At 38.6% G+C, this 24,735-nt stretch carries 22 protein-coding genes; 3 read left to right on the forward strand and 19 right to left on the reverse strand.

What is annotated here, in order from left to right; translation table 11 throughout:
• Positions 1–6: 6 nt before the first annotated feature.
• Positions 7–852: a DUF3737 family protein gene (locus OZX59_RS04625; protein WP_277124738.1), complete on the reverse strand. Its 846-nt coding sequence runs from the start codon at positions 850–852 to the stop codon at positions 7–9.
• A 76-nt stretch (positions 853–928) separates the two neighbouring features.
• Between OZX59_RS04625 and OZX59_RS04630 the strand changes: the two genes are divergently transcribed.
• Positions 929–1,807: a LysR family transcriptional regulator gene (locus OZX59_RS04630; protein ID WP_277124740.1), complete on the forward strand. Its 879-nt coding sequence runs from the start codon at positions 929–931 to the stop codon at positions 1,805–1,807.
• An 11-nt stretch (positions 1,808–1,818) separates the two neighbouring features.
• On the opposite strand, the gene OZX59_RS04635 is transcribed toward OZX59_RS04630, so the two are convergent.
• The 10 genes from OZX59_RS04635 to OZX59_RS04680 all read right to left on the reverse strand — a co-directional run bounded on the left by OZX59_RS04635 (position 1,819) and on the right by OZX59_RS04680 (position 12,601).
• Positions 1,819–2,658 carry an aldo/keto reductase gene (locus OZX59_RS04635; RefSeq protein ID WP_277124742.1) on the reverse strand — a complete coding sequence of 280 codons (840 nt, stop codon included), beginning with the start codon at positions 2,656–2,658 and terminating at the stop codon, positions 1,819–1,821.
• Between the two features lie 149 nt (positions 2,659–2,807).
• Positions 2,808–3,644, reverse strand: a complete 837-nt coding sequence (locus OZX59_RS04640; RefSeq protein WP_277124744.1) for a hypothetical protein — start codon at positions 3,642–3,644, stop codon at positions 2,808–2,810.
• A gap of 136 nt (positions 3,645–3,780) precedes the next feature.
• The gene (locus OZX59_RS04645) at positions 3,781–4,932 is read right to left on the reverse strand and encodes an ArgE/DapE family deacylase (RefSeq protein ID WP_277124746.1); all 1,152 of its coding nucleotides are present in this window, start codon (positions 4,930–4,932) and stop codon (positions 3,781–3,783) included.
• 15 nt (positions 4,933–4,947) lie between these two features.
• Positions 4,948–5,697, reverse strand: coding sequence for an amino acid ABC transporter ATP-binding protein (locus tag OZX59_RS04650; protein ID WP_277124748.1), 750 nt, complete (start codon positions 5,695–5,697; stop codon positions 4,948–4,950).
• The gene (locus tag OZX59_RS04655) at positions 5,690–7,186 is read right to left on the reverse strand and encodes an ABC transporter substrate-binding protein/permease (protein WP_277124750.1); all 1,497 of its coding nucleotides are present in this window, start codon (positions 7,184–7,186) and stop codon (positions 5,690–5,692) included. Before OZX59_RS04655 ends, OZX59_RS04650 begins: the two co-directional genes overlap by 8 nt.
• Before the next feature lie 488 nt (positions 7,187–7,674).
• Positions 7,675–8,904 carry a lactate oxidase gene (locus tag OZX59_RS04660; protein WP_277124752.1) on the reverse strand — a complete coding sequence of 410 codons (1,230 nt, stop codon included), beginning with the start codon at positions 8,902–8,904 and terminating at the stop codon, positions 7,675–7,677.
• Positions 8,905–9,091: 187 nt separating this feature from the next.
• On the reverse strand, positions 9,092–9,883 hold the full coding sequence (locus OZX59_RS04665; RefSeq protein WP_277124754.1) for a metal ABC transporter permease: 792 nt from the start codon (positions 9,881–9,883) through the stop codon (positions 9,092–9,094).
• Complete coding sequence (locus OZX59_RS04670) at positions 9,883–10,503, reverse strand: ATP-binding cassette domain-containing protein (RefSeq protein ID WP_277126989.1); 621 nt, start codon at positions 10,501–10,503, stop codon at positions 9,883–9,885. Before OZX59_RS04670 ends, OZX59_RS04665 begins: the two co-directional genes overlap by 1 nt.
• A gap of 55 nt (positions 10,504–10,558) precedes the next feature.
• A complete protein-coding gene (locus OZX59_RS04675) occupies positions 10,559–11,686 on the reverse strand; it encodes an SLAP domain-containing protein (RefSeq protein WP_348636454.1) in 1,128 nt (375 codons plus the stop codon).
• 18 nt (positions 11,687–11,704) lie between these two features.
• Positions 11,705–12,601: a zinc ABC transporter substrate-binding protein gene (locus OZX59_RS04680; protein WP_277124756.1), complete on the reverse strand. Its 897-nt coding sequence runs from the start codon at positions 12,599–12,601 to the stop codon at positions 11,705–11,707.
• A gap of 449 nt (positions 12,602–13,050) precedes the next feature.
• Here OZX59_RS04680 and OZX59_RS04685 point away from each other — a divergent pair, with 449 nt between their 5' ends.
• Entirely contained in the window at positions 13,051–13,491 is a 441-nt protein-coding gene (locus OZX59_RS04685; RefSeq protein ID WP_277124758.1) for a Fur family transcriptional regulator, read from the forward strand.
• A 30-nt stretch (positions 13,492–13,521) separates the two neighbouring features.
• Here the strand turns inward: OZX59_RS04685 and OZX59_RS04690 are convergent, their stop codons facing one another.
• The 4 genes from OZX59_RS04690 to OZX59_RS04705 all read right to left on the reverse strand — a co-directional run bounded on the left by OZX59_RS04690 (position 13,522) and on the right by OZX59_RS04705 (position 19,311).
• Positions 13,522–15,339 carry a DUF2207 domain-containing protein gene (locus tag OZX59_RS04690; protein ID WP_277124760.1) on the reverse strand — a complete coding sequence of 606 codons (1,818 nt, stop codon included), beginning with the start codon at positions 15,337–15,339 and terminating at the stop codon, positions 13,522–13,524.
• Between the two features lie 340 nt (positions 15,340–15,679).
• Positions 15,680–17,623 (reverse strand): fructose-specific PTS transporter subunit EIIC, encoded by a 1,944-nt coding sequence (locus OZX59_RS04695; protein WP_277124762.1) that lies wholly within the window; start codon positions 17,621–17,623, stop codon positions 15,680–15,682.
• 18 nt (positions 17,624–17,641) lie between these two features.
• Complete coding sequence (gene pfkB / locus OZX59_RS04700) at positions 17,642–18,556, reverse strand: 1-phosphofructokinase (protein ID WP_277124764.1); 915 nt, start codon at positions 18,554–18,556, stop codon at positions 17,642–17,644.
• Positions 18,553–19,311, reverse strand: coding sequence for a DeoR/GlpR family DNA-binding transcription regulator (locus tag OZX59_RS04705; RefSeq protein ID WP_277124765.1), 759 nt, complete (start codon positions 19,309–19,311; stop codon positions 18,553–18,555). The genes pfkB and OZX59_RS04705 overlap by 4 nt, the downstream gene beginning before the upstream one ends.
• A 161-nt stretch (positions 19,312–19,472) precedes the next feature.
• On the opposite strand from OZX59_RS04705, the gene OZX59_RS04710 reads away from it, so the two are divergent.
• Positions 19,473–20,768, forward strand: a complete 1,296-nt coding sequence (locus tag OZX59_RS04710) for a glycosyltransferase family 2 protein (RefSeq protein WP_277124767.1) — start codon at positions 19,473–19,475, stop codon at positions 20,766–20,768.
• 48 nt (positions 20,769–20,816) lie between these two features.
• Here the strand turns inward: OZX59_RS04710 and OZX59_RS04715 are convergent, their stop codons facing one another.
• The 4 genes from OZX59_RS04715 to OZX59_RS04730 all read right to left on the reverse strand — a co-directional run bounded on the left by OZX59_RS04715 (position 20,817) and on the right by OZX59_RS04730 (position 24,697).
• Positions 20,817–22,007 (reverse strand): amidohydrolase, encoded by a 1,191-nt coding sequence (locus tag OZX59_RS04715; RefSeq protein ID WP_277124768.1) that lies wholly within the window; start codon positions 22,005–22,007, stop codon positions 20,817–20,819.
• 21 nt (positions 22,008–22,028) lie between these two features.
• On the reverse strand, positions 22,029–23,012 hold the full coding sequence (locus OZX59_RS04720; RefSeq protein WP_277124770.1) for an ornithine cyclodeaminase family protein: 984 nt from the start codon (positions 23,010–23,012) through the stop codon (positions 22,029–22,031).
• Between the two features lie 115 nt (positions 23,013–23,127).
• Entirely contained in the window at positions 23,128–23,589 is a 462-nt protein-coding gene (locus tag OZX59_RS04725; RefSeq protein WP_277124772.1) for a YbaK/EbsC family protein, read from the reverse strand.
• Positions 23,590–23,725: 136 nt separating this feature from the next.
• On the reverse strand, positions 23,726–24,697 hold the full coding sequence (locus OZX59_RS04730) for a ribose-phosphate diphosphokinase (protein WP_277124774.1): 972 nt from the start codon (positions 24,695–24,697) through the stop codon (positions 23,726–23,728).
• Between the last annotated feature and the right edge of the window lie 38 nt (positions 24,698–24,735).

Raw genomic sequence — 24,735 nt, forward strand, 5'->3', positions numbered from 1 at the left:
TTGCACTCAATCTTTCTGGGTAATAATCTTAGTCTTGCTAGGATCAATTTTGGTATCATCCATAATGAGCGTACCAATTTTTTCTGCTTTAATTACGCCACTAATGGGATTTTTGACACTAGTAATTTCCGAAGCTATCTCTGCATCGATCTCAGTTGAATATTCAAATGACAAAGTTGTTTGCAATAAACGACAATTTCTCATAGTTAACTTTTCAACATAGCACAGACCCTGATCACTTTCGATAGTACAGTTAATCAGCGTGAGATTTTTAGTATTCCACCCCAAATATTCGCCATTAATCACTGAATCTGATATCGTGACGTTTTGACAATTCCAAAATGCATCTTTAGTTATCAAAACTGAATCGTGAATCTCTACGTCACTTGCTCCATCAAAAGCATAATTACCAACTACTCTTAAATTATTGGCCTTAATTTGTTTACTGTTCATCCCAAAATAATCGCCAGTAGCTTGCACATTTTCTAAAGTCACTCTCTGACAATCCCAACAGGTTTCTTCTGCATCTGCTAAAGTTACGTTGGTTAACTTAAGGTCTTGGCAACGCCGAAAATTTTTCGGAGCTTGCAAGACAGAATCTGTTACTTTAAGATGATTAGTGTACCAAACACCTGAGCGAGCCATCGTTTCCCAAAGCGTATTTTTAACTTCAACCTGATCGCAATACCATAACGGATATTTCCACTTAAAAATATCTCCGGTCAGTTGCAAATTTCTCCCTTCTTTTAAGGGAGATTCTCCGGGTCCAAAAGTAGTATTGCTAATTTGGGCATCTGTTAGTCCAAAGAGTGGGCGTTCACCTTCATAATATTCATCTTGATATTTTTTCATTTTTTACCTTCTTATTTTTTAACTTAAAAATGTTATGATTAGTACCACTAATGCAAACATAATAGGAGCAAGTTTGATGGAATTAAGAGTTTTACGGTATTTTTTAACCATTGTGAACGAGCAAAGCATTTCCCATGCAGCCAATAAATTACATATTTCTCAGCCGACAATTTCACGGCAAATTCATGAACTAGAAAGCGAATTAGGTGTTAGCTTATTCGAGCGCAATCATCGCGGTATTAAGTTAACTAGTGCCGGCGAATACCTAGCCAATCAAGCCAGACAATTAATTGCCTTAGCCGACAAGACCAGCGCCAACATCAATAAAGAACACGAAATTAGTGGTAGCGTCTTTCTTGGTTGTGCCGAGATTCCCATGATGAGCACAATTGCTCAAACAATCGCTAATTTAACGCATTCTGCTCCCAAAATTACGGTTAATCTGCACAGTTGTGATGCCCGAGAAGTCCACGAAAAAATGCAAAATGGTATTTTCGACTTTGGAGTTACCGTAGAACCCATAAATAAAACTGATTATAATTTTTTAGTATTACCAGGAAGTACCGCTTGGGGAGTTTTAACTCGTAAAGATAATCCGTTAGCCAACCAAACTGGAATTAACGTTGATGACCTACATAATCAGCGAATGATTGTTCCGCAACAACAAAGCAGTTTAGAGGTCATCAATCAATGGCTTGGTAGTAGCTTCAAAAAACTTAATGTGGTTGCCACCTATAACCTACTATATAATGCTTCACTACTTGCCCAAGCTAGAGTCGGCTCAGCAATCTGTTTAGATGGCATTATTAATACAGTTGATACCGATCTAGTCTTCATTCCCTTAGTTCCTCGCCAAACCGCTCAAGTTTGTCTAATCTGGTCTAAAGCACTGACTCTTTCTCCAGCCGCGCAAAAGTTCTTAACTGAACTCAAACTGCTCTTACCAGTCAGCTAGTCTTGCTAAGTCTAAAGTTCATGCAAGTGGTAGGCTTCTTTGGCACTATCAACTTGTAAAATTACTGGCTGCTTACTATCAAGCGCTGTTATTGCCGCCAAATCTTCCTCAGTCAGATTAAAGTCTGCTAGCGCAAAGTTTTCTTGCATACGTTCTAAATGCACCGACTTAGGAATAGCTGAAATCTCACTCTGTTCAAGCCATTTCAAGACTACTTGAGCGGCGCTTTTACCATATTTAGCACCAATCTTAACTAAAATCGGATTGGTAAATAAATGATTCTGACCTTCCGCAAATGGGGCCCAAGCCATAGGCGTAATCTGATACTTAGCCATTAATTGTCGTAAATCTTGCTGCTGACAAAACGGATGCAATTCAATCTGATTCACTGCTGGAATAACCCCACTAGTTAAAATCAAATCAACCAGTCGATCTGGCAAAAAGTTACATACACCAATCGCTCTAATTTTGCCAGCTTGGTACAATTCGCTCATTGCCCGCCAACTGCCCTGATAATCACCATAAGGCATATGAATTAAGTAAAGATCCAAATAATCTGTTTGCAGATTTTTTAATGTTTGCTCAAAAGCTGCAAGTGTTTCTTGATAACCATCTTTAGTTAGCCAAACCTTAGATGAGATAAAAAGCTCATTACGCGGAATTGAACTACGCTTAATCGCCTTGCCAACGGCACTTTCATTCCCATAATTGGCAGCAGTATCGATCATTCGGTAACCAGTTTTTAACGCGGATAGCACACAAGCCTCACATTCTATTAAGTCATTAATTTGAAAAGTGCCAAAGCCTAACTGCGGCATAGAGACACCATTGTTTAATTTGATTCGCTTCATATTTTTCCTCCTTTATGATTGATTGAGTTAATCTTACAAGTGGAGCGCTTTTTTGTCTAATACCTATAATAAATGCTTACCTATGCTTTTTAGCTATATTATGGCGATAAAAAAGCCGCTCCTTTTTGATAAGGAACGGCTCAGACAAGTTATTTATCAGCCTTAGCTTCAACATAATGATCGTTTAACCACCAGTTTAGCATAAGTAAAATTGTATCGTATAACAAAAATATTCCTGCATCACCAGCTAAATTAATTTTTGGCAATGGATACGTCAAATATCGGTAAGGGATATTGAACAAAGCATGGTCAATATTGACGATAACATGACGCAAAATATTATAACCAGAAACGATTAGCCAACTAACAACAAAAAGTAAGATAATTCTAACTGTCCACTTGACCAACCTATGTGACATATTTGGCCAAAAATCAATTAGCGCTACACTACTAAAATTCAGAAAGCTAACTGTTAAATAAATCGCTATTCCGATTAATAACAAGACTAGCACAGTCAAAACATACTTATTAATCACTACTCCAGACAAGTGGGTCATTGAATAATTAAAGTTATAAAATATTTTTCTCATACTAGTATCAAAAAAAGAGAAAATAAATAACGCGATAATCAATTCAACTCCCAACAACAAGTCAAAGCAGATAAAAGCACTACCTGAACTAACTGTGTTTATTACATACAGTTTGCTATCATTAATTGGTAGCAAGCGCCAGGTCTGATCACGATTAAAACGCTCATTCTGCTGACAACTATATACCAAATAAATCATATTGGCTAAAATGCCTAGTAAAATAAATGCTGTTTCAAAACTATCGGGATACAAATTCAGACGTTCTTTGGCATCATAATTAAAATTCAACATAAGAGAAAATACAATTGTTGCAAATAATTGTAAGCAAAACACTTTGTAAGTTGACTTTATTTTTTGTTTAAATAAGGTTTTGAATACTACCCAATACTTGACCATCAGCTTTTCTCCTTATTGACCTATTTTCATTTAACTTAGCATAGTCGTCGTCAAAACATACTAAGGTCAACAAACGTTTTACCAAATATTTAGAATTGTACAGTCACTAAGAAAACTTATATATCTCCGATGTATTTTATACTTTCAAATTTTCCTGCCAAAATTGCCATGCTAAATCTTGGTATAACTTGCATCCTGCCAAATAGTCATCAATTGCAATGAATTCGTTAGGCTGATGATCGCTCACGCCAGCAGCTGGTCCCAAGATAATAATCGGAAAGTTATTCGAAGCCTGAATATATTCTGAAGCATCTGTTGCGCCAGTCCCAGCAACTAGCTCACCTCCGCGACCAAGACTTTTGCGTACTACTCGCTGTGCCAATTTAGCTAGTTTAGTATCTGCTTGACTAGGCAGCGGCACTTCCGGATAACTGTACCGAATAGCTAACTGCGCACCTTGAGCATTCAATTCGCTAATAATCTGTTCTAGCTCAGTCATAATTTGCTGATTCGGATAAAGTGGAGTGGTTCGAATATTACCACTAAGCCAGGCCTGATCTGGAACCGAATTAATTTGATTACCGCCCTGGATTTGACTAATTACATGAGTTAACCCTCCTAAAACGGGATCTTTTTCAGTATGACTTGCCATTAAAGTTTGTGCTTCTTGAGCAAATTTTACTAACGGCATAATTGCATTGCGCCCTAACTCTGGTGTCGAAGCGTGCACACCAATCCCTTTCGACGTAACATAATAATCAATAATTCCTTTATGAGTTACTCGAATATTAAAATTAGATGGTTCGCCAATGACTAAGCCAGCCAGCTCATCCGCATACCCAGCTTTAACCAGTTGGGCAGCTCCAAATTCGCCAATTTCTTCACCAACTGAAGCTAGCAAACGCAGCCGACCAGGTAATTTTTTACCACTATTTAATAAATCCAGCATACTAACAACCATTGCGGCTAATCCGGACTTCATGTCACTGGCACCACGGCCATATAATTTTCCAGCTTTAATAGTGGGTGTAAACGGTGGCGTTTGCCAATTAGCTAAGTCGCCAGCATCAACCACATCTTCATGCCCTGAAAAGCCTAACATTGGTCCACTTTCACCAAGCGTAATTACCAAGTTATCGCGTCCTGGCGCATAAGTAACCCGATCAATTTTAACAGGATAATCTTTAAATAGGTCAGTCAAATAATCGGCAATCTGACTTTCATGATCATTAGTTGTATCAAGTGCAATTATATCAGTCAATATTTTAATAGCTTGTTTATTTTCCATAGTGGCGCCTTCTTATTATGCTTCTAATATCTTAGCTAAAAAGTCCTGTGCCCGGCTTGTCTTAGGATGAGCAAAGAATTCCTGCGGTGTAGCTTTTTCCTGAAGATAACCATCAGCCATAAACCAAACCTCATCAGCTACTTTTTTGGCAAAACCCATTTCATGCGTTACAACTACCATGGTCATTCCCTTTTGAGCTAAATCTTGCATAACTTTTAGCACTTCGCCAACCATTTCGGGATCAAGCGCCGAGGTTGGTTCATCAAAGAGCATAACTTTAGGATTCATTGCTAGAGCCCTGGCAATTGCCACCCGCTGTTGCTGACCTCCTGATAAACTAGCAGGAAAAGCATCAGCCTTATCAGCCAAACCAACTTGTTCTAGCAGTTCAATTGCCTTAGCCGTAATTGTTTCATCCGGAGTATTTTTAACTTTAGTCGGAGCCAATTTAATATTTTCAAGAACGCTCATATGTGGGAACAAATTAAACTGTTGGAATACCATTCCCATTTCTTCACGTAAAGTATTAAGCTCTGTTTCACTTAAAGCAGTCAATTCCTTGCCCTCAAACAAAACTTTCCCTGAAGTCGGTTCATCAAGTAGATTTAGACAACGCAAGAAGGTACTTTTACCTGCACCTGACGGTCCGACCAAACAGATAACCTGTCCATCATTAACCTCAGCATTAATATCTTTTAAAACTTCATTCTTACCAAAAGTTTTTTGTAAATGTTCGACTGCCAAAATTGGTTTAGTACTAATCATGATTCATCTTCCTCTCAAATATTTTCATTAAACTAGACAAACTAAAGGTAATAATAAAGTACAGAATCATAGTAATTACCAATGGCATGACGCCCCGGTAGGTATCTGCCTGGACAATCCGTGATTGATAAATTAAGTCTTTGACCCCAATAACTGAAACAATCGAACTTTCCTTAATCAAAGAAACAAATTCATTTCCTAAAGCTGGCCAGATATTTTTCATTGCTTGTGGCATAATTACGTAACGCATCGTAGCTGAACGTGATAATCCTAGTGACCTTGAAGCTTCCGTTTGCCCAACTGAAACCGAATTAATCCCCGAGCGGATAACTTCTGCCACATAAGCAGCCGAATTAAGTGACACAGCAATAATCCCTGATAATAAGGCTGGAATGTTAACAATCAAACCTAAGCCAAAATAGATAAATAATAACTGCACCATGAGCGGTGTACCACGAACAAATTCAATATAAGCAGTAGCAATCGAATGAGCAACTTTATTGTGACTTAACCGCATTAATGCTAGTACTGCACCTAGCAAAAAGCCGAAGAAAACCGAAATTGCTGAGATAAACAAGGTGTAACCAACACCAGCAAAAAAGAAGTCTTTATAAGCCCACATTGAATTGGATGACTTGGTTGCTTTTTTAGATTTGCCAGTAGTTAGGTACTTGCTAACTTTAGGTAAATATTGCTTCTGAATTAATTTGTCGGCTTTAATCTGCTCAATTGATTTGTTGGCCGCATTCACTAAACTTTGAGCCCCTTGATGAAAGGCTACCGCTTTGCCCATATCACCTGTTTTAAATCCTGCAGGTATATGCGTTAAGCCAGCCGTATTTTGTGAAAAAGCTTCAGCAGTTTCTTTATCAACGGCTACTGCATCAAACTTATTAGTTTTTAAAGCTAAGACAAGATCATTATCCTTATCCATTGTTTTTAGTTTAACTTTTTTAGCTTGTTCTTTAATCAAATCAGTCTGCAAACTTCCCGTTTGCGCTCCAATTGTTTTACCCGCAAAGGAATGATAGCTATGGTATTTTTTAGCATCAGCTTTTCTAATAATTAATTCTTGTCCACTATTTTCATAGACCTCACTAAAATCAACACTTTTAGCCCGTTTCGGAGTCCTCGTCATTCCCGCAATTACCATGTCAACTTTGCCAGTTTCAAGACCAACTAACAGTGAGTCAAAATCCATCGTTTTGATAACTAATTTGACGCCCATATCTTTGGCGATTTTTTTGCCAACTTCGACATCTATTCCCACTACACCGGATTTGCCATGCTGATTTTTAACAAATTCAAATGGCGGATAATCAGGACTAGTGCCCATCACCAGCTTACCTTTTTGCTTAACCTTTTTTAAATAATTATCGGTTGCTTTTGGCGTCTTAGCAGCTTGCACATCTGTGCTATTAACAGTTGCTGCACTTAGCAGCATTAGTAGCGCAAAAATTGCTGCTAGCCATTTTTTTATCTTTTTCATTGACTAATCTCCCATTTTTATTTATGCAAATATTTCAGCTATTTACTACAACAAGTCAATGCATCGTCGCCTAATCACAAAGTACATTTTTTCTCCCTAAATAAAAAAAGCTCGCCTTCTTCTTACATTACGTAAGAAGAGACGAGCTTTTACCCGCGGTACCACTCTTGTTGACACAAAGTATCCGCTTATTGATTTATCAAATTATCTATCAGGCACGCCTTCAATTATTCTTCTAGTCTGCCTTTCACCACCCGCAAACTCGCTAATAGAAAAGATAATTTACTACTCCTAATATCTTTAATTCATGATTATAACAGAAAAAAAGACCTTGTCCAATCTTTTGTGAAATTAAATTAATATTTTATGATTAAAAAATGATATTTGAAGCTGCTAATACACTATTTACTAGTAACCAAAATTTTTGCAAAATAAAAACTGCTTACTAAGTTTTATAAGACCAACTTAAGTAAAGCAGTTTTTTATTTTTAAGCTTCAGAAGCACCAGAAACTACATCAGCACCAGTATTCTTTAATTGGTTATCACCAGTTACTGGGTATGGCTTAAGTCTAGAAGGATCCGTATCCGACTTCAAATTGTCAGCAGTATAACTAATATTAGTTAATTTTGCATGCTTAACATCTTCAATTGTCTTGCAACCAGTTAGTTGCATATCAATTAGTAATTCATCATTTAATTGCTTAATGACTGACTCGACACCTTTAGCACCACCAAGAGCTAAGGCATAAAGATATGGACGACCAATTCCAACTAAATCAGCACCCAGGGCCAACGCTTTGAAGACGTGTGAACCACGACGAACTCCTGAGTCAAAAATAATTGGTACCCGATGGTTTACTGCCTTAGCAATTTCTGGCAACATATCAATCGTCGCTGGGCCACTATCAACTTCTCGACCACCATGATTAGTGACATAGATACCGTCGGCACCAGCGCCCATTGCTAAATAGGCATCTTCAGCGCACATTACCCCTTTAACATAAACAGGCAAGCCAGACATTTCCTTAATTCGCTTAACGTCTTCAGGTCCAATCTTTTGTGCAGAAGAAGCATACATCTGTGCCACAGTCTGGCCTTCACCTTGTGCTCCCTGATAACGACTGAAGAAATCTAATGGAACTGGGAAAGCAAATTGTGTTCTTAAGTTAGCTTCACGATAACCAGAAACTAGTGCATCAACGGTTAAGAAAATTCCGTTATAACCAGCCTTTTTAATAGCATCAAAGACCATCTGGTTGAAATCCCAATCCTTACTTAAATAAAGTTGGAAGAAACGTGGTGCATCAGGCGCTGCAGCAGCAATATCTTCAACACTCTTATTACCATAAGTACTTGATGAAAATAGCGCGCCAGCGGCTGCGGCACCCTTTTGGGTAGCAACTTCCGCATCGGTATGAGCTATTCCGTGACAAGCAATTGGGGCAATCATAATTGGAGTTTTTAGCTTCAGTCCCATAAAGTCAGTATCAAGTTGCGGATTTTCCATATTAGTCAATGCTCGAGGCACAATTTGAAAGTGATTAAAAGCAGTCGTATTATTGCGCCAAGTCCATTCATTCTCAGAACCAGATGCGATGTAGTAGTAAGCACCTTCTGGCATCACTTCTTTAGCACGCTCCTCAAGCTCATCTACATTAATCATACTAATCGCTTCATCGCGATCACTTTGCGGAAAACCGTTATAATAAACTGTCATTGCAAAAACTCCTTTTAATATAAAATTATTTTAGCCTTATTATACTCGAAAGCACTTTCAAATGTTAGTGAAAATAATAAAAGAAAGTTTGCCCATCAATTATCATATTTACTAATTATAATTACGCAGCAAAACTATACTTAAAAAGCCAATAACGGCTCACGAATTACCCATACAAAGTTGTAAATTACCTTTTCAGTAAATTGACAAAATATACCACTAAATAAATTGTTACTTCAATTACAGAAATAAAAAAAGTGACTGGCAAATTGGTAATAAAACCTAAATATAGCCCTAGCCAAACTCCAACTAATGCAAATAGGACTGACCAAGCAATAATCGATCCGACAGTGCGACCAAGGTAATTCGCACTAGCCGGCGGCAACGTTAATAAAATAAAGACTAACAAAGAGCCAACAATTTGTGAACCCACTGACACTGCCATTGCTAGTGCCACTAAAAAGACCACACTAACTAAATTGCTATTAACCCCATGTGCCAGCGCTCCAATATGATCAAAGGAATCGAAATTAAGCGGTCGCTGAATTGAAAAAATTAACAATAACACGATTAACGATAGCAAAACCATTTGAATAACGCCTTGTTTATCCACACCGATAATACTACCAAATAAAATGTTAGTCGCATATTTACTACTAGTACTAGAAATCGCTAAAAACAAAACTCCTAGTCCAACAAATAATGCAGAAATTGCACTAATTGATGCCTCTTTCTGATCACTATGTAAAGATAATTCGCCGACACTCACCGAGCCAAACAAGGTAAATAATAACATTCCCCATAAGGGACCAATGCCTAGCCAACCTGCAAAAGCAGCACCAGCAAAACCAATTTCCGACAAAGTATGTGCCAAAAAGCTAAAGTTGCGGCTAACTACGTAGACACCAACTATGCCACAAGTAATGGCAATAAAAGTACTAGCAACAAATGCATTACGCATAAATTCATATGCAAACATTACTCATACGCCCCCTCAAATTGGGCCATTTTTCCTTGCTCAATTACACCATGATTTAAGTACAAATAATTTTCCATATATTTACGAGCTAAGGGTACATCGTGAGTTACAAACAATACAGTAATAGCATGCTTTTGGTTTAAGTGTTTAATTAAACTCATCAACTCATCTTTAGCAGTCGGATCCAAACTAGCAGTTGCTTCATCCAAAATAATCATATTGGGGTTATCAAGCAAAGCCTGTGCTAGATACGCACGTTGCTTTTGTCCACCAGAAGCCTCGCCCATCCGAACATTTTTGATATCTGCCAAATTTGCCTCAACTAATTGCTTATTGATTGCCTGTTTAGTTTTGCCAGTCTTGAATAATGGGGCATTCAAACCAACAAAAGCAGCAATTGACAATGGATATTCAGCATCGATATTGCGAAATTGCGGTACATAGCCCAATTTAGTATCTTGAGCAAACCTAAATGAACCTTTAGTAGGAGTATGCAGCTGCATTAAAATATTAATTAGGGTGGTTTTACCAGTACCATTAGGTCCTAAAAGAGCAGTCATTGAGCCTCTTTTTAGTTTGAAATTTATATCCGAAAAGACCATTTTTTTATCAAAACTCATTGACAAGTTATTGACTTCTAAAATATTAGACAACTTGACCCTCCTAACCTAGGGCTTACTTAAAGTTCCCAGCCTTAACATATTCATTAACGTCAATTGGATAATACTTGCGATTACCAATCTTAACCTTACCGCCATATGTTCTCACTGAATTACCACTATATAATTTGCTATAACCGATACGACTACCACTATTATTGTATAAGTAGGCATTGTGGGTTAACTTACGCATTCTACCTTCAACGTTGCTGGCTACAACATATTGATTACTGCCAATTTGTAAGTATTTTTTATTATTGATAGTCTTATCGCCGTAAATTGTCAATTTGTTGCCCGGCTTTTTCATAGCTGCATCAGTAGCCAGACCATCAGCATCATAAATAATGGCATCATGCATTAGCGTCTTAGTGGCAATCGGTGCAGGCAAAACTGGTTCAGTTGGCTTTTCAGGCTTTTCACTCGTAGTAGTGGTATCAGTTGCTGGGTCAGTCGCAGGTGTAGTTTGCAAATCATAGTAATACTTAATTAGATCATAGAATTGATCCATCGAGTAACCAAACTTAGCAAAATAACCATCTGGATCAGTATGATCCGTTCCACCTAAAAAGTTAGATACAGCATGATGGGACCAAATCGTACCTTTGCCATCGTGAACAGCATTATCTGGCTCAAGGTTAAAGCGGTGCAACATCTTAGCAACATAGATTGCATCGTTATTCACCCCTTTGGCAAAGTCAGCTTGATTGCTTTCTTCACATAATTCTACCTGGAAAAAACGATTGTTAGCATTAGCTCCTGCGCCCCAAACACCATAATTAGGCGTCATCATTTGAATAATTTGACCTTTATCAACAAACGCGTGGACGTAAGAATACATATTCATCCATTCGCGGTTAAAATAAATTGCTTCATCATGGGCACTTGCACCTGGAGTTGCAGTTTCGTGAATTACCACTCCTTCTGGCTTGCCATTACGGTACTGCAGCGGACCATTAGCATAAAAGCAGTTGTAGACAATCCCCTCTTGTTCTAGCATCTGATATAAATAGGTAACACCACTATAACTATTCTGCTTAGCTTGCTCATTAATTGAACTTGCCGCTGCTACTTGATCCACTTGATGAACGGTTGCAGGAGCAGCTATACTAGCAGCCAGTGCCAATGCAGCAATTAATTTTTTCATTGTTATTTCCTCTTTTGACTATTTTTGCACAATTTTGGCTAGTTTCTGATAATTATCAGTTAGCCACTCAAGATAAGTGGTTTTATCAGGAATAGTCTCTCTTACTTCTAAAACTGGAACATTACTTTTTTTCGCCTGTTTGACAAAGTTATTAACTACTGGACTGGTGGCTTGCGTATTATTTACGAAAAACGCAATTTTATGTTCCTTTATCCCCGTCGTCATCTTTTGAATAGTTGCCGGACTTGGATCAGTTTCGTTTTCAATAGCTTTTTCAAAGTCTTGATTGGCCACTTTCAAACCCGATGCCTGCAGCGCATAATCAAAGACAGGCTCGCTAACATAAACTGGTTTGTGTTTAGTACCATCTATTTTATCCGCTAGCTTTTTGACTTTGGTAATTTTAGCTAAATATTTATCTGCATTAGCTTGATAATAGTCGCGGTGTTTAGGGTCTTTTTTACTCAGTTTTTTAACTAAATAATTAACATACTTGGTAGGCATAGTTAAACTATACCAAATATGTGGATTAGCGTTTTTAGCTAATCCCATTACATCTTCACCAACTAAGATTGGTTTTTTGTCGACCGACGAAGCCAGCTTATTCATCCAGCTATCGTAACCTAAGCCATTAGCAACAACCAAATCTGCATTAGATAATTTCTTGGCATCATTAGTCTTAGGCTCAAAATCATGTGGATCCATGCTTGCTTTATCAATGATCGGCTCTGCTTTTCCGTATTTACCAACAATATTTTGCGCAATATCGGCATAGATATTCGTTGTGGTGACAATCGAAATTTGGTCATGCTGGTGACTGGAATCTGTATTACCTGTGCAGCCACTCAAAGTTAAGAGCATTGTCCCCAAAACAACAACTAAGGACAATAATTTCAACTTGATCTTTTTTCTCATTAATCTAGATATCCTTTTCCAAGTAGTAATCCATCTAATAAAATTACTAACTAATAAATTAGCGTAATTTCATAACTTCAAAATCTACTTATAGTTAACAATATTATACACTAAAAACAACAAAATCTTAGAACCTACTTATTTCAGCTAACTGATTTCAGTTAAATAAATCGTACTAGTTACTTTTATTAAGCGTAATTAGTACGATTTAAATATAAATTATCGTAATACAATTGTCAATCATTTTTTGAAAGTAATTTATTTTACCAAAATAATCAAGCCAGATAAGCAATTAGTTAAGCGTAATTTATCCGATTTGTAGCTAGTTACGCTAGCTTTTCCCAGTCAAGCCAAAATTATGTTAATTGAATATTAGTTTTTTTACCAGCAAAGGTGGTAAACTAATATTGCTTAACTATTAGGCCCAAACACTTTGAAGGATGAATTTGATGGACAAATTAGCAATCGCACTAAATATTTTAAAAAAGAATCACTATAAGTTAACCAAGCAACGACAAGAAATATTGACTTATTTATACAATCATGAAGACTACTATCTTTCTTTAACCCAGCTTGACAAGCACTTACGTCAGCATTTTCCCAAAATGAGTCATGACACGATTTACCGCAACGTCAAAGAAATGCAAGAAATTGGTATTTTAGAAACTAAGATGTTTGCCAGTGGCTTACGAGTTAAATTTCAATGTGACTTTATTTCCGCTAATCATAGCCATTTTATCTGTGAGGAATGCGGGCGGACAATCGAACTGCCACTACCTGACTTTACTAAAGCCCAAATGCAGTTAACTGGTTTTAAAATTAACGATTATCAAGTTGAAGTTCATGGCATTTGCAATCAGTGTCAATTGGACAGTAAAAAAGTAGAGTAGCGAATTTGCTACTCTACTTTTTTAACTTCGCTAAAAGGCACCTCCACCGGAGCCGCCACCAAACCCGCCGCTGGAACCACCTGAAAAGCCGCCACTTGAGCCCGATGATGACGAAGAATAATGTGAAACACTCTTTTCAAAGCTACTTTGAAATGCTGCTTCAAAACTAAGACCAGTATAGTAAGAGGAGTAATAACCAAAGTACAAACTATCATTATTATCCAATCGATCTAGGTCAAACTCAATCTTTAATTGTTTAAGCACTCGTTTGGACAAGCCAAAGCTAACCGCATAGGGCATGATCTGTTCCCATAAGATTAGGTCACCAACATCTTTCATCTTAAATTGCCCAATATCTTGCAGCATTTTTTTAAAACCGCGAACTTGATTAGTAACTTCTGCACCTTTTTTGGTATAAATAGCGATTCGCTTAATTGCTATTAGATACACAGTTATGTCAGCAATCAGTAAAATTGGCAGACAAATTAACGTAATCATTTTCTGCAATTGAAAATGGAAAAAGATTAGACCAAGTACCAAGCAAACCATGCTCAAAATACTCAGACTGCCTACCGTTGTCTTAAGATTATCAAGCTTATTCTCATAACGCGTCGAAAGAAGTCCTTTACCTTTAACAAGATTGCGCTGCCTGGTTTGCCACCTACTAAAACTGCGACCCAAATCATCCTTTTTATATTTACGTAGACCATAAGTAGTAAAAGATTTTTTATCTCCCACCTTATTAAACAAAAGCTTGAGCAACTTATCCTGCTTGAGTAGCTCTTCATCAACTAGGCTAATCCGATAATATGTTTTGCGTTTTCTCTGATAACTAGTTAACTCTAGACGTTTTTGCCTAACCAAATCGAGCAAATAAGCTGTAAATGCCTTACTATCTGGCTCCTTAGCTGTATCCAGAACTTGGGCAGCAACCGGATTTACAGTTGGAATTTCATAGTTATGCACCAAATCATTTATCTTCTGTGGAAAAGTTCCAAACCGCTGAGCTCTAAGACCACGATAAATTGCTAAACCACTTAAACCAATTCCGCCAATAACTAGTAGCCAGCCAACTATATACCACAGTCTTAGACGTTGACGAACTTTTTTAAGTTCCTGATTGGCTTGACGAGCTAAATTCCGTTCCTGCTTTAAGACAGCTTGCCGCTTATTCTTGTCAACCCGCTTGTGATTAGCCTTAGTTACGGCTGGTGGAAAGATCGTGTCAACTTCAATTCCGCGATCTTTATCCAAGTTTTTAGCTGTCATTGTGATCTTGCCTTGGTCAGGCTGCACCTTAGTATAACCACCAAGAGGACCATGCGCCCATGCCTGTAACTTGTTGATTTTCCCAGGAAACAGTACTTGTGCACGAACATTATCAAGATCTTCATCCCAGCCATCACCAACAATCATAAAATTCAGGCGAGCAATATCGCGATAATTGGTGATCGCATTCGTAATCGTATAATAGTAGGTCACTCGAAATTTACTATCAGCAGCAATCTGATGAAATAACTTAATCTTGTAAGTATTATTAGCAGAAGCTAAAGTGTAACTATGGTTGGCCGTTTCTTTAGCATCATCAGCTTTAATCTTAATTTTTAAGTTAGTTAATTCTTGCCCTTTGGCTAAATTTTGTTGGTAATAAACACCATGCGCGTCATCATCAAAGTCATAAGTAACTTGCTGCTTAATCTTCAATGAGCCATTTGTTTGCACCCTAGCAATAACATTCAAGTTAGTAATATCGTAATCAATATCGTCAGCTTTAACCGTTGTTGATAGAAAAAGTAGCCCTAAAATTAGAATTAGGAAATTCCCAGCTTTTAATAATTTTCGTTTCATTCATACTCCCCTAGTAATTGTTTAACAAAAACCTTCCTTCTAAGTTTACCATAAGCTATAATCAGTCAAAAATGGATTACGTGTTAGCATCCTCTAAACCACCAAATTATGATAGGAATAATAATCCCCAGACTTACCACTAGTACCAGTAATGCAAAAATTTTGACCGGCTTTTCGTGATTAAGTAACAAAATTATGGCTAAACACAATAACATCAATGCCACTATACCGCTCCAAATTATTGTCATATATCTACCTGCAAAAATCCTTTTTAACTAACAATAACATAAAAAAGCTTATCAACAACTAGTCGATAAGCTTTTTTACTTTTATCTAAAAATTATTTTTCCACCGGTTTTTTCCACAAGCCGAGAATTACCCCTGCAACAATTGCACCGATAATGGTCGCCACAAAGTAAAGCAAGATATGATTGGCCAGCGGCGATACCCATAGACCACCGTGTGGTGCAGGAACTCCGATGCGCCACATGCCAACTAGTGCTCCACCAACAGCAGAACCAGCGATACATGATGGAATAACATGCGCAGCATCAGCCGCAGCGAACGGAATTACTCCTTCGGTAATGAATGAGAAGCCCAAAATCCAGTTAGTAACACCTGCACGGCGCTCATCTTCAGTAAACTTATTCTTAAAGAAGGTCGTACCAATAGCGGTTGCTAGCGGTGGTACCATACCACCAACCATTACAGCTGCCATCATTACCGCTGCCACTTTAGAATTAGGATCATTAGCAAAAGCACCTGAAGCAAAGACATACGCAGCCTTGTTGAAAGGTCCACCCATATCAATTGACATCATTCCAGCTAGAATGGTGGTTAAGACTACCAGATTTCCTGTACCCATTTGATTCAAGAAGTTAGTAATCGCAAAGTTAATGGAACTAAAGATTGGGTTGATCACATAGTACATTACCAAAGCAATTAGCAACAAACTCAAAATTGGGTAAATCAACATTGGCTTCATACCTTCAAGTGATTTAGGCATTTTGGCACATAATTTCTTTAGTCCAACTACGATATAACCAGCAAGGAAACCGGAGGCTAACCCGCCCAAGAATCCAGCCGGTGACTTGGCATTACTTAAAACATTGGCCACATACGAGCCACCATAAGCACCACTATAAACAGTGGCCATAAAACCACCGACAAAACCAGGCATTAAGGCCGGTAAATCACCAATTGATTCAGCAATATAACCAGATAGAATTGGTACCATGAAGGCAAACGCCATGTTCCCCGCATTGTTCAAAAAGATAAAGGCTGGAGATTTTGGTCCACCTGCATAGTTTTCCACAATGAAGGAAATTGCCATCAAAATTCCGCCACCAATAACGAACGGTAACATATGGGAAACACCATTCATTAGGTTCTGATAAATAGAATTCCAAAAGCTTTGCTTACCACCTTCTGATTCAGCAGCAACTTTTTCATCAGAATGATAGATCCCAGCTTTATCTTGTAAAATATCTTCGACTAGCTCATCTGGTTTATTGATTCCATCAACTACTGGACGCTTAATCAGCGGCTTACCATCGAAACGTGGCATGTCGACTTTTTTATCAGACGCGATAACTACACCTTTAGCTTGCTTAATTTCAGCCGCAGTTAGCTTATCCTTAACACCTTCAGAGCCGTTAGTTTCAATTCGAACATTGGCACCCAGTTGCTTACCAGCCTTAATCAAGGCTTCTTGTGCCATGTACGTATGCGCAATCCCATTAATACAGCCAGTGACACCAACAATTAATGGCTTATCTAACGAATCATTAGCAGCTGTCTTTTTAGCCTCGACCTGTTCCGCATCTTTTTGCGCTTCTGCCTGTTCAAATAGATCGATTACTTCTGTAGGTGTTTGCGCCTTTTTCAGCATACTTACTAACTCTGGATCAACTAAAAGACCAGATAACTTAGCCAAAGCCTCTAAGTGCGTATTATCAGCACCAGCTGGCGCGCTAATCATGAAGAACAAGTAGACTGGCTGACCATCAAGTGCGTCAAAGTCAATCCCTTGCTTACTCTTAGCAAACAATACTCGCGCCTTATTAATCGACTTGTTGCGCGCGTGTGGCATTGCAATGCCATCACCAATTCCCGTAGTAGATTCGTGTTCACGTTCCCAAATCGACTTGATGAACTCGTCTTCATCATTAACAATTCCGGTTTTGACTTCTAAATCAGCCATCTCCTTAATTGCATCTTCCTTGTTAGTCGCTTTTAGCGACATAATCATGGATTCAGGAGCTAAAATATCTTTAATTTCCATTATTGTTCCCCTTATACTTTATGAAATTTGTTCTACTGTAATTTGTGGTAAAACTGCATCAATTTGACTTTTGATAGCAATATCTTTAGTAAAAGCAGTGGCTGCCCCGCAAGCCATTCCCATTTTGAAACATTCACTCAGATCACCAGCTTGGACATAAGTACCAACAAAACCAGCAATCATCGAGTCGCCAGCACCAACTGAGTTAATAGCCGTGCCAACCGCGGCATTAGCATGATAAGCATGTTTAGCCGTGACTAGATAACCACCATTACCAGCCATTGAAACCATCACGTTCTGCGCCCCTAAGTCAAGCAGCTTACGTGCCGCATTGAGCATCTCCGCATCTGAATTAAAAGTCGTGTTAAACAGCTCAGCTAACTCATGATGATTAGGCTTAATAACCAGTGGCCGATAGCTAAGCGTGTCAAGCAACGCCTGACCTGTTGTATCAATTACAAATTCCGCCCCCGCTGCTTTAATCGTAGGCAGTAATTGTTGATAAAAGTCTACTGGCAAACTTGGCGCTAGTGAGCCACTTAGCACCACAATATCGCCTTTTTGCAATACATTTAACCGATCCTCAAAAGCAAGAATTTCCTGTTTAGTAATCGTCGGCCCAGCTGCATTGATTTCAGTTTCCTTACCAGCGTGTAGTTTAACATTGACCCTAGTGGCATCCGATATGGTAACAAAGTCGCTGACAATCCGACGTTGATTGACTTGGCGCACTAATTCTTTACCAGTAAAACCGCCAATAAAGCCCCAAGCAGTATTGTCAACTCCCAGCTGATTGAGGATTTGCGAAACATTAATTCCTTTACCCCCTGCCAGAAACGAACAATTATTGCTACGATTGACTTCACCCCAATCTAGTTGTTCCATTTGAATGACATAATCCAAGGCTGGATTGACCGTAACTGTATAGATCATCCTTTGACCTCCTCTAAATTAATTTTTGTTGGTAATAATTGTTTATGCCGAGCATTTAACTCTGGCGTAATCACGATTACTTGGCTAACATCTGCAAATACTGCAAAATTACGTTCACCAATTTTAGAAATATCTGCCAAAACATAAGCCTGCTGTGCCTGTTTAATCTCAAGTTTCTTAATTGCGGCTTCTTCAGGATCAGGTGTGGTTAATTTACCACGTTCGTCTAAGCCATTAGTCCCAACAAAGCTAGCAGCAAAGTTCATTGACTCCAGCTGCTCGATAGCTGCTTGTCCTACTGCCGCATGTGTATCTGACTTAACTCGTCCACCCAAAAGCAACGTATTAATCCCGTGATTAAGGGCCCCTAAGGCTGTCTCTAGACCGTTAGTTACCACCGTAATCCCTGGAATATCTGCCAAAAATGGCACCATTTCATAGACACTTGTTCCTGCATCCATAAAAATATAATCATTTTCATGGACATAATGTTCGGCAGCATATCTGGCAAGCAAAACCTTTTCCTCGTGATTCAAACTAAAGCGAATATGCTGCGACACATCATGAGCAAACTTTTTAACAGACTGGGCTCCGCCATGAACTCGCTTAAGCAAGCCTTTTTCTTCCAGCTGATTCAAGTCACGACGAATCGTAGATTCCGATGTCGTAGTCAATTGGCAAAGATCACCGACTTGACACAGTCCGTGCTGATTAACATAATTTTCAATCAAATTTTGCCGCTCTTGTGTTAGCATCACTTTCACCTCACCCAATATTGTATTCGGTTCCAGCTTCAAAAGCAATCATTTTCGTGCAAAAATATGCATTTTCATGCAAAAACAAGCAACACCAACAAAATGTAGTATCGCGTATCAAAATCAGGTATATTATGAATAAACTATTGAGAGGAATTGTTATGACTGAAATTTCAATTATTGTTGCCGCGTATAACGAAGAAAAGCTACTAGCTCGCTGTTTAACATCCCTAATTAAGCAGGACTTTAACCAAGATTACGAAATAATTGTAGTTGACGATGGTAGCCAAGACCAAACATTAGAGATTGCGCAAGCTTTTCAAGCAAAAAATAGAAACAAAATCAAAGTTATTCACCAGACTAATCAGGGACAAGGACTGGCTAGAAATACTGGGCTAAAACAAGCCAAAGGTAAATTTATTGGCTTTACTGACGCTGATGATTGGGTAGAACCAAATTATTTATCCACCTTGTATCGTAATATCAATAAATATCAAAGTGATATCGCAGTTTGCGATGTACACAAAGTTTGGGTGGAAGAGAGCTACGAGCAAGACGTACGTAGTTTACCTAGTACTGAAGGCTTGATTGACATTGCCCAATATATTACCGAAGCCCAAAATAATTCGTATTCCTGGAACAAATTATATCGCCGTGAAATTTGGCATAAATATCATTTTAAACAGATGGTTTACGAAGATTTAGATCTTATCATTCCGATTATTAGTCATTGTCACAAGCTGTCTTATGTACCTGAACCGCTTTATAATTACTATAAACACGCAAGCAGCACTACAACTTCATACCGTAATCCACGGTTGTTTGATATTTTTACAGCATATCGAGATTTAATCAGTAACTGTGCGCCAAAATACCGCGAAGCAGCAGAATATGATGCGCTTAAAAGAATGCTGATTAACCTAACAACACCGGGATTTAGATATTACTTGGCTTACTTCATTGAATTACTGCAGCAGCTAAATTTAGGTGATAATGATTTAATTAAAAGTAGTAAATTTTATCCAGATTATCAATATTACAACCAATTTGAGCTATTACCTAGAAACTTTTATTGCGAAGAAAATAATAATTTAACTGACTGGCTCATCTACCAAAATAACGAACGCTTTAAAACTTTTGCTATTAACAATTCAACGCAATTACTTACAGAAGTTTTACACAAGGGTGGTGTTATCGTTTTTGAATCGCTCAAGCCACAGTCTCCAATTGGCTATTTACGTGCCACAGGTAACTTTATAGTTATAGATAATAATAACTGCGTAATGCTGGGAATCAAGCCGTTTCATCCGCTAATTAATTATTTAATCCACCAGAATGGCGACTTTTTAGTTAATCTGAAACAAATTGCTAGCAATCCTCAAAACTATGCCCAGTTATTATTTGATGTCAAAATCAGCACTTTAACAGAATTACAAAACTTTGTGTTATTAGCATAAAAATAGAGTCTGAAAAAATCCAACATGAATTTTTCAGGCTCTCTTTAGTTAATCCATTAAATAATGAACTGCAGCAAGACCCGCGGTTTTAGCCGCAATAAGTAGCGAACGCTCATCTAACATAAAATTAGGGCTATGGTGGGGATGCGTCTGACCATCATCAACGTCACAGCCAATATATAAAAAGGAACACGGTTTTTGCAAAGCATAATAGGAAAAATCTTCTGACGGATCCTGTGCTCCAAGATCACTAACTTCAGTTATCTCCGGAACATTAGCAACTTCCGCTTTTAGGCTCTTAACTATTTGCTTAGTGAAATCAGGATCGTTATACAAAACCGGTACATCTTTAACAATTTCGTATTCAACTTTTACGCCGAACATCGCTTCTGTCCCTTTAATTAGTTGTTCAAGTTGCTGCTCGATAACTGTACGCGTACTCTCCTGCATAATGCGAATATCACCCTTAAGGGTAACTGATTCTTTGATGGCATTGCTGGTACCAGCCCCATCAAAAGACCCAATTGTAACACTAGCATGGGCATTGGGCTCAACCCGGCGCGAAACAATCGTTTGCACCGCCATGACAAAATATGATCCTGCGACAATCGCATCGTTGGACAATTGTGGCATGGAACCATGTCCACCCTTGCCAATAAACTTAACTGTAAAGTTTGAACGACCAGTTTGACTCTCACCTAGATGATAAGCAACCGTGCCTAGCGGCATTGTCGACATCACGTGCAAGCCAATTACGTGATCAACGTTATCTAGAACGCCACCAGCAATCATCTTTTGTGCGCCACTAGGAGCTTTTTCCTCAGCCGGCTGATGAATAATGCGGATTGAACCACGTAGCTTATCCTTAAGCTCAATCAAGTTTTTGGCTAAAACCATTAAATACGCAGTATGAGCATCATGGCCACAAGCGTGCATTACCCCACGATTTTGTGACTTAAACGATAAATCATTATCTTCGTCAATAGCCAGACCATCAAAATCTGCCCGCAATCCTAACTTAGGACCAGGTTTACCACTATCAATGTCAACCGTGATGCCATATCCAGTACCACAATCTTTGACCGTACAAGCCATCCCTTGATAAAAGCGTTTGATATAATCATGTGTCTCCCGTTCCTCATTTGAGAGTTCCGGATGTTCATGTAAATGTCGCCTAATAGCAATCATTTTATCTTCGTCACGCTCAAGACGCTGCATTAGTTCTTGCTCAATTGACATTTTTATTCTTCCTTATTATATTTACCATTGCATGCCTACGTTAGCTGCTAATGCTCGATCATAAATTGACTTAGCAGTAAGCAAATCTTGAGCAGCAATCCCCACAGTTTCAAAAAAGATAATTTCCTGATCATTTTCACGAGCTGGCAAGTCGCCCGAGATAACTTGTCCCAGGTCTCCAACAAACTTGTCTTGATTGATCGTCTTCTGCTTGAGTGGAATAATTAAATCACCAGATTCTGCCAAAACCGCTTCTTGCGAATCGAAATAGATTTTATCCGTACGTTGCAATAATTCAACTGGTGTTTCTTGCATTTGTGGTTGATATGCGCCCACACCGCTCACGGTCGCACCAGCTTTAACTAACTTACCATCGTAAACTGGCTGCGTTGAAGACGTGACCGAGATAATTAAGTCCGCATCTCTAACTGCTTCATCAGCAGTAGGTACTGCAACTATCTTAGCGCCATAATTTGCAAGTTGCTCTGACATTGCTTGCGCAAATTCTTGTGCCCGTGGATAGTCACGGTCGCTAACCTCAACTAATTCTAACTTGCGCGCATTCAGCATCGCTTCTAATTGCGTAGCTGCTTGACCACCTGTGCCAATTACGGCTCCTTTAGTACAATTTTGCTTAGCCAGATTTTGAAACGCAACTCCTGATGCAGCCCCTGTACGTAATTGAGTAACATAATTGCCATCCATCATGCCGTTAATCACGCCTGTATTAGTATCAATTGTCAATACTTGAGCATTAATGGTCGGCAAATTTTGCTTAGGATTATCTGGAAACATGTTCAAGACTTTGACACAAGCAGCGTCTGCGCTCTCGCAAAAGGCTGGCATACATAAATATGAACCCGTTTGCTGCCGATTAACAATTTGGGTACGTAATGGTACCTCAACTTCCCCTTTTGAAAACAATCTGAATGCTTCAGTAACTGCAGTCATTGCATCCTTTAAGGTATAACATTTTTGAATATCGGCTTTTTTTAGTAGTAGCAAGGTTAATTCCTTTCATTAACTCATTTATCTTTAGCCTTATTATAGCTCATTTTAGAACTTACAGTTCTATTGGATCACGGAAGAACCAACATCTAAACTACTCCACTAGAAACAGCTACTTAGTCACATCAACCCATTCAGCAGGTTGAGCGTATTTTTCTAACTCTGCTAAAGTCAGTTCGATCCCAGAATTGGCTGAGCCGGCTGCTGGATAGACAACCTCGTGCTGCTTAAGACTTTGATCAAGATAAACTTTAACATTGGGCTTTAACGCGAACGGACAAACCCCTCCAATTGGATGACCAACTACAGATTCCAATTCATCAGGTTTCACCATTTTAGCCTTTTGTCCAAACGCTGCCTTAAATTTAGCATTGGCAATTCTGGCTCCTCCCTCCGTGACAATTACAATAGGCCCCTCTTTTAAATTGAAAGCCATAGTCTTAGCAACTTGATTTGGCTCTATATCCAGAACTTTTGCTGCTTGTTCGACTGTAGCCGTTTCATGATCAAAAACGTGAATTCGTTCTTCTAATTGATACTGACTGAAATACTCTATGACTTTCTCAAGTGACATTTTATCTCTCCTATCATTCACTATATTATTAAAATATTATGAAACAGATTTTAAAATTAGTAAACAATTTTCTTTAGCAAAAAACTGCCCTGCCATTTCTGACAGGACAGCTGATTAGTATGGTTAGTCAACCAACTTAATTTTTATCTTCTTGATATCTAGTATTAAATAATGGACTAATTGGCTTATGCTCTTGAATGCACTTAATTGCATCCCCCATCAGCGGTCCTACTGAAACTAGCAAGGTCTTATCAAGCTGCTTTTCTGCAGGTTGTTGAATTGAGTCAGTCAAAACTAAGTTTTTAATCGGAGAATCATTTAGCCGCTTAACCGCTGGCCCAGAAAGCACGGCATGTGTACTGCTGGCATAAACTTCAGTTGCTCCTGCATCAATTAAGGCTTGTGCAGCTAATGTAATCGTGCCAGCAGTATCAATCATATCGTCAATGATAATTGCACGTTTACCTTTAACATCACCAATAATATTCATTACTTCTGCCACATTAGCACGCGGACGCCGCTTATCCACAATCGCAATTGGTGTTCCTAAAAATTCAGCTAACTTCCGCGCCCGAGTAACACCACCGTGATCTGGTGAGACAACTACGGCATCTTTTTCTAAGTGATTACTCAAGAAGTAATCTGCTAATAGTGGTGCTCCCATTAGATTATCGACTGGGATATCGAAAAATCCTTGGATTTGCGGTGCGTGTAAGTCTAATGATAAAACCCTGGTTGCACCAGCAGTTTGCAACATATCTGCTACCAGCTTGGCAGTAATTGGCTCACGTGAGCGCGTCTTACGATCTTGACGAGCATAGCCATAATATGGCATCACAATATTAATCGTCTGCGCACTAGCACGCCGAACCGCATCAATCATAATTAGTAGTTCCATTAAATTATCATTGACTGGTGCACTAGTTGATTGAATCAAATATACGTCCTTGCCACGCACAGATTCATCAATATTAATTTGAATTTCACCATCGCTAAAGCGTTGCACACTTGACTTACTTAGCGGCACACCAACGCGATCAGCAATCTTTTGAGCAAGCGGACCGTTTGAATTAAGGGCAAACAACATTATATTGTCTTTATAAGACATAATTTCCTCCGTAAAAACATGTTAACAACTTATTATTC

The sequence above is a fragment of the Lactobacillus sp. ESL0681 genome, assembly GCF_029392835.1.
Classification (GTDB): Bacteria; Bacillota; Bacilli; order Lactobacillales; family Lactobacillaceae; genus Lactobacillus.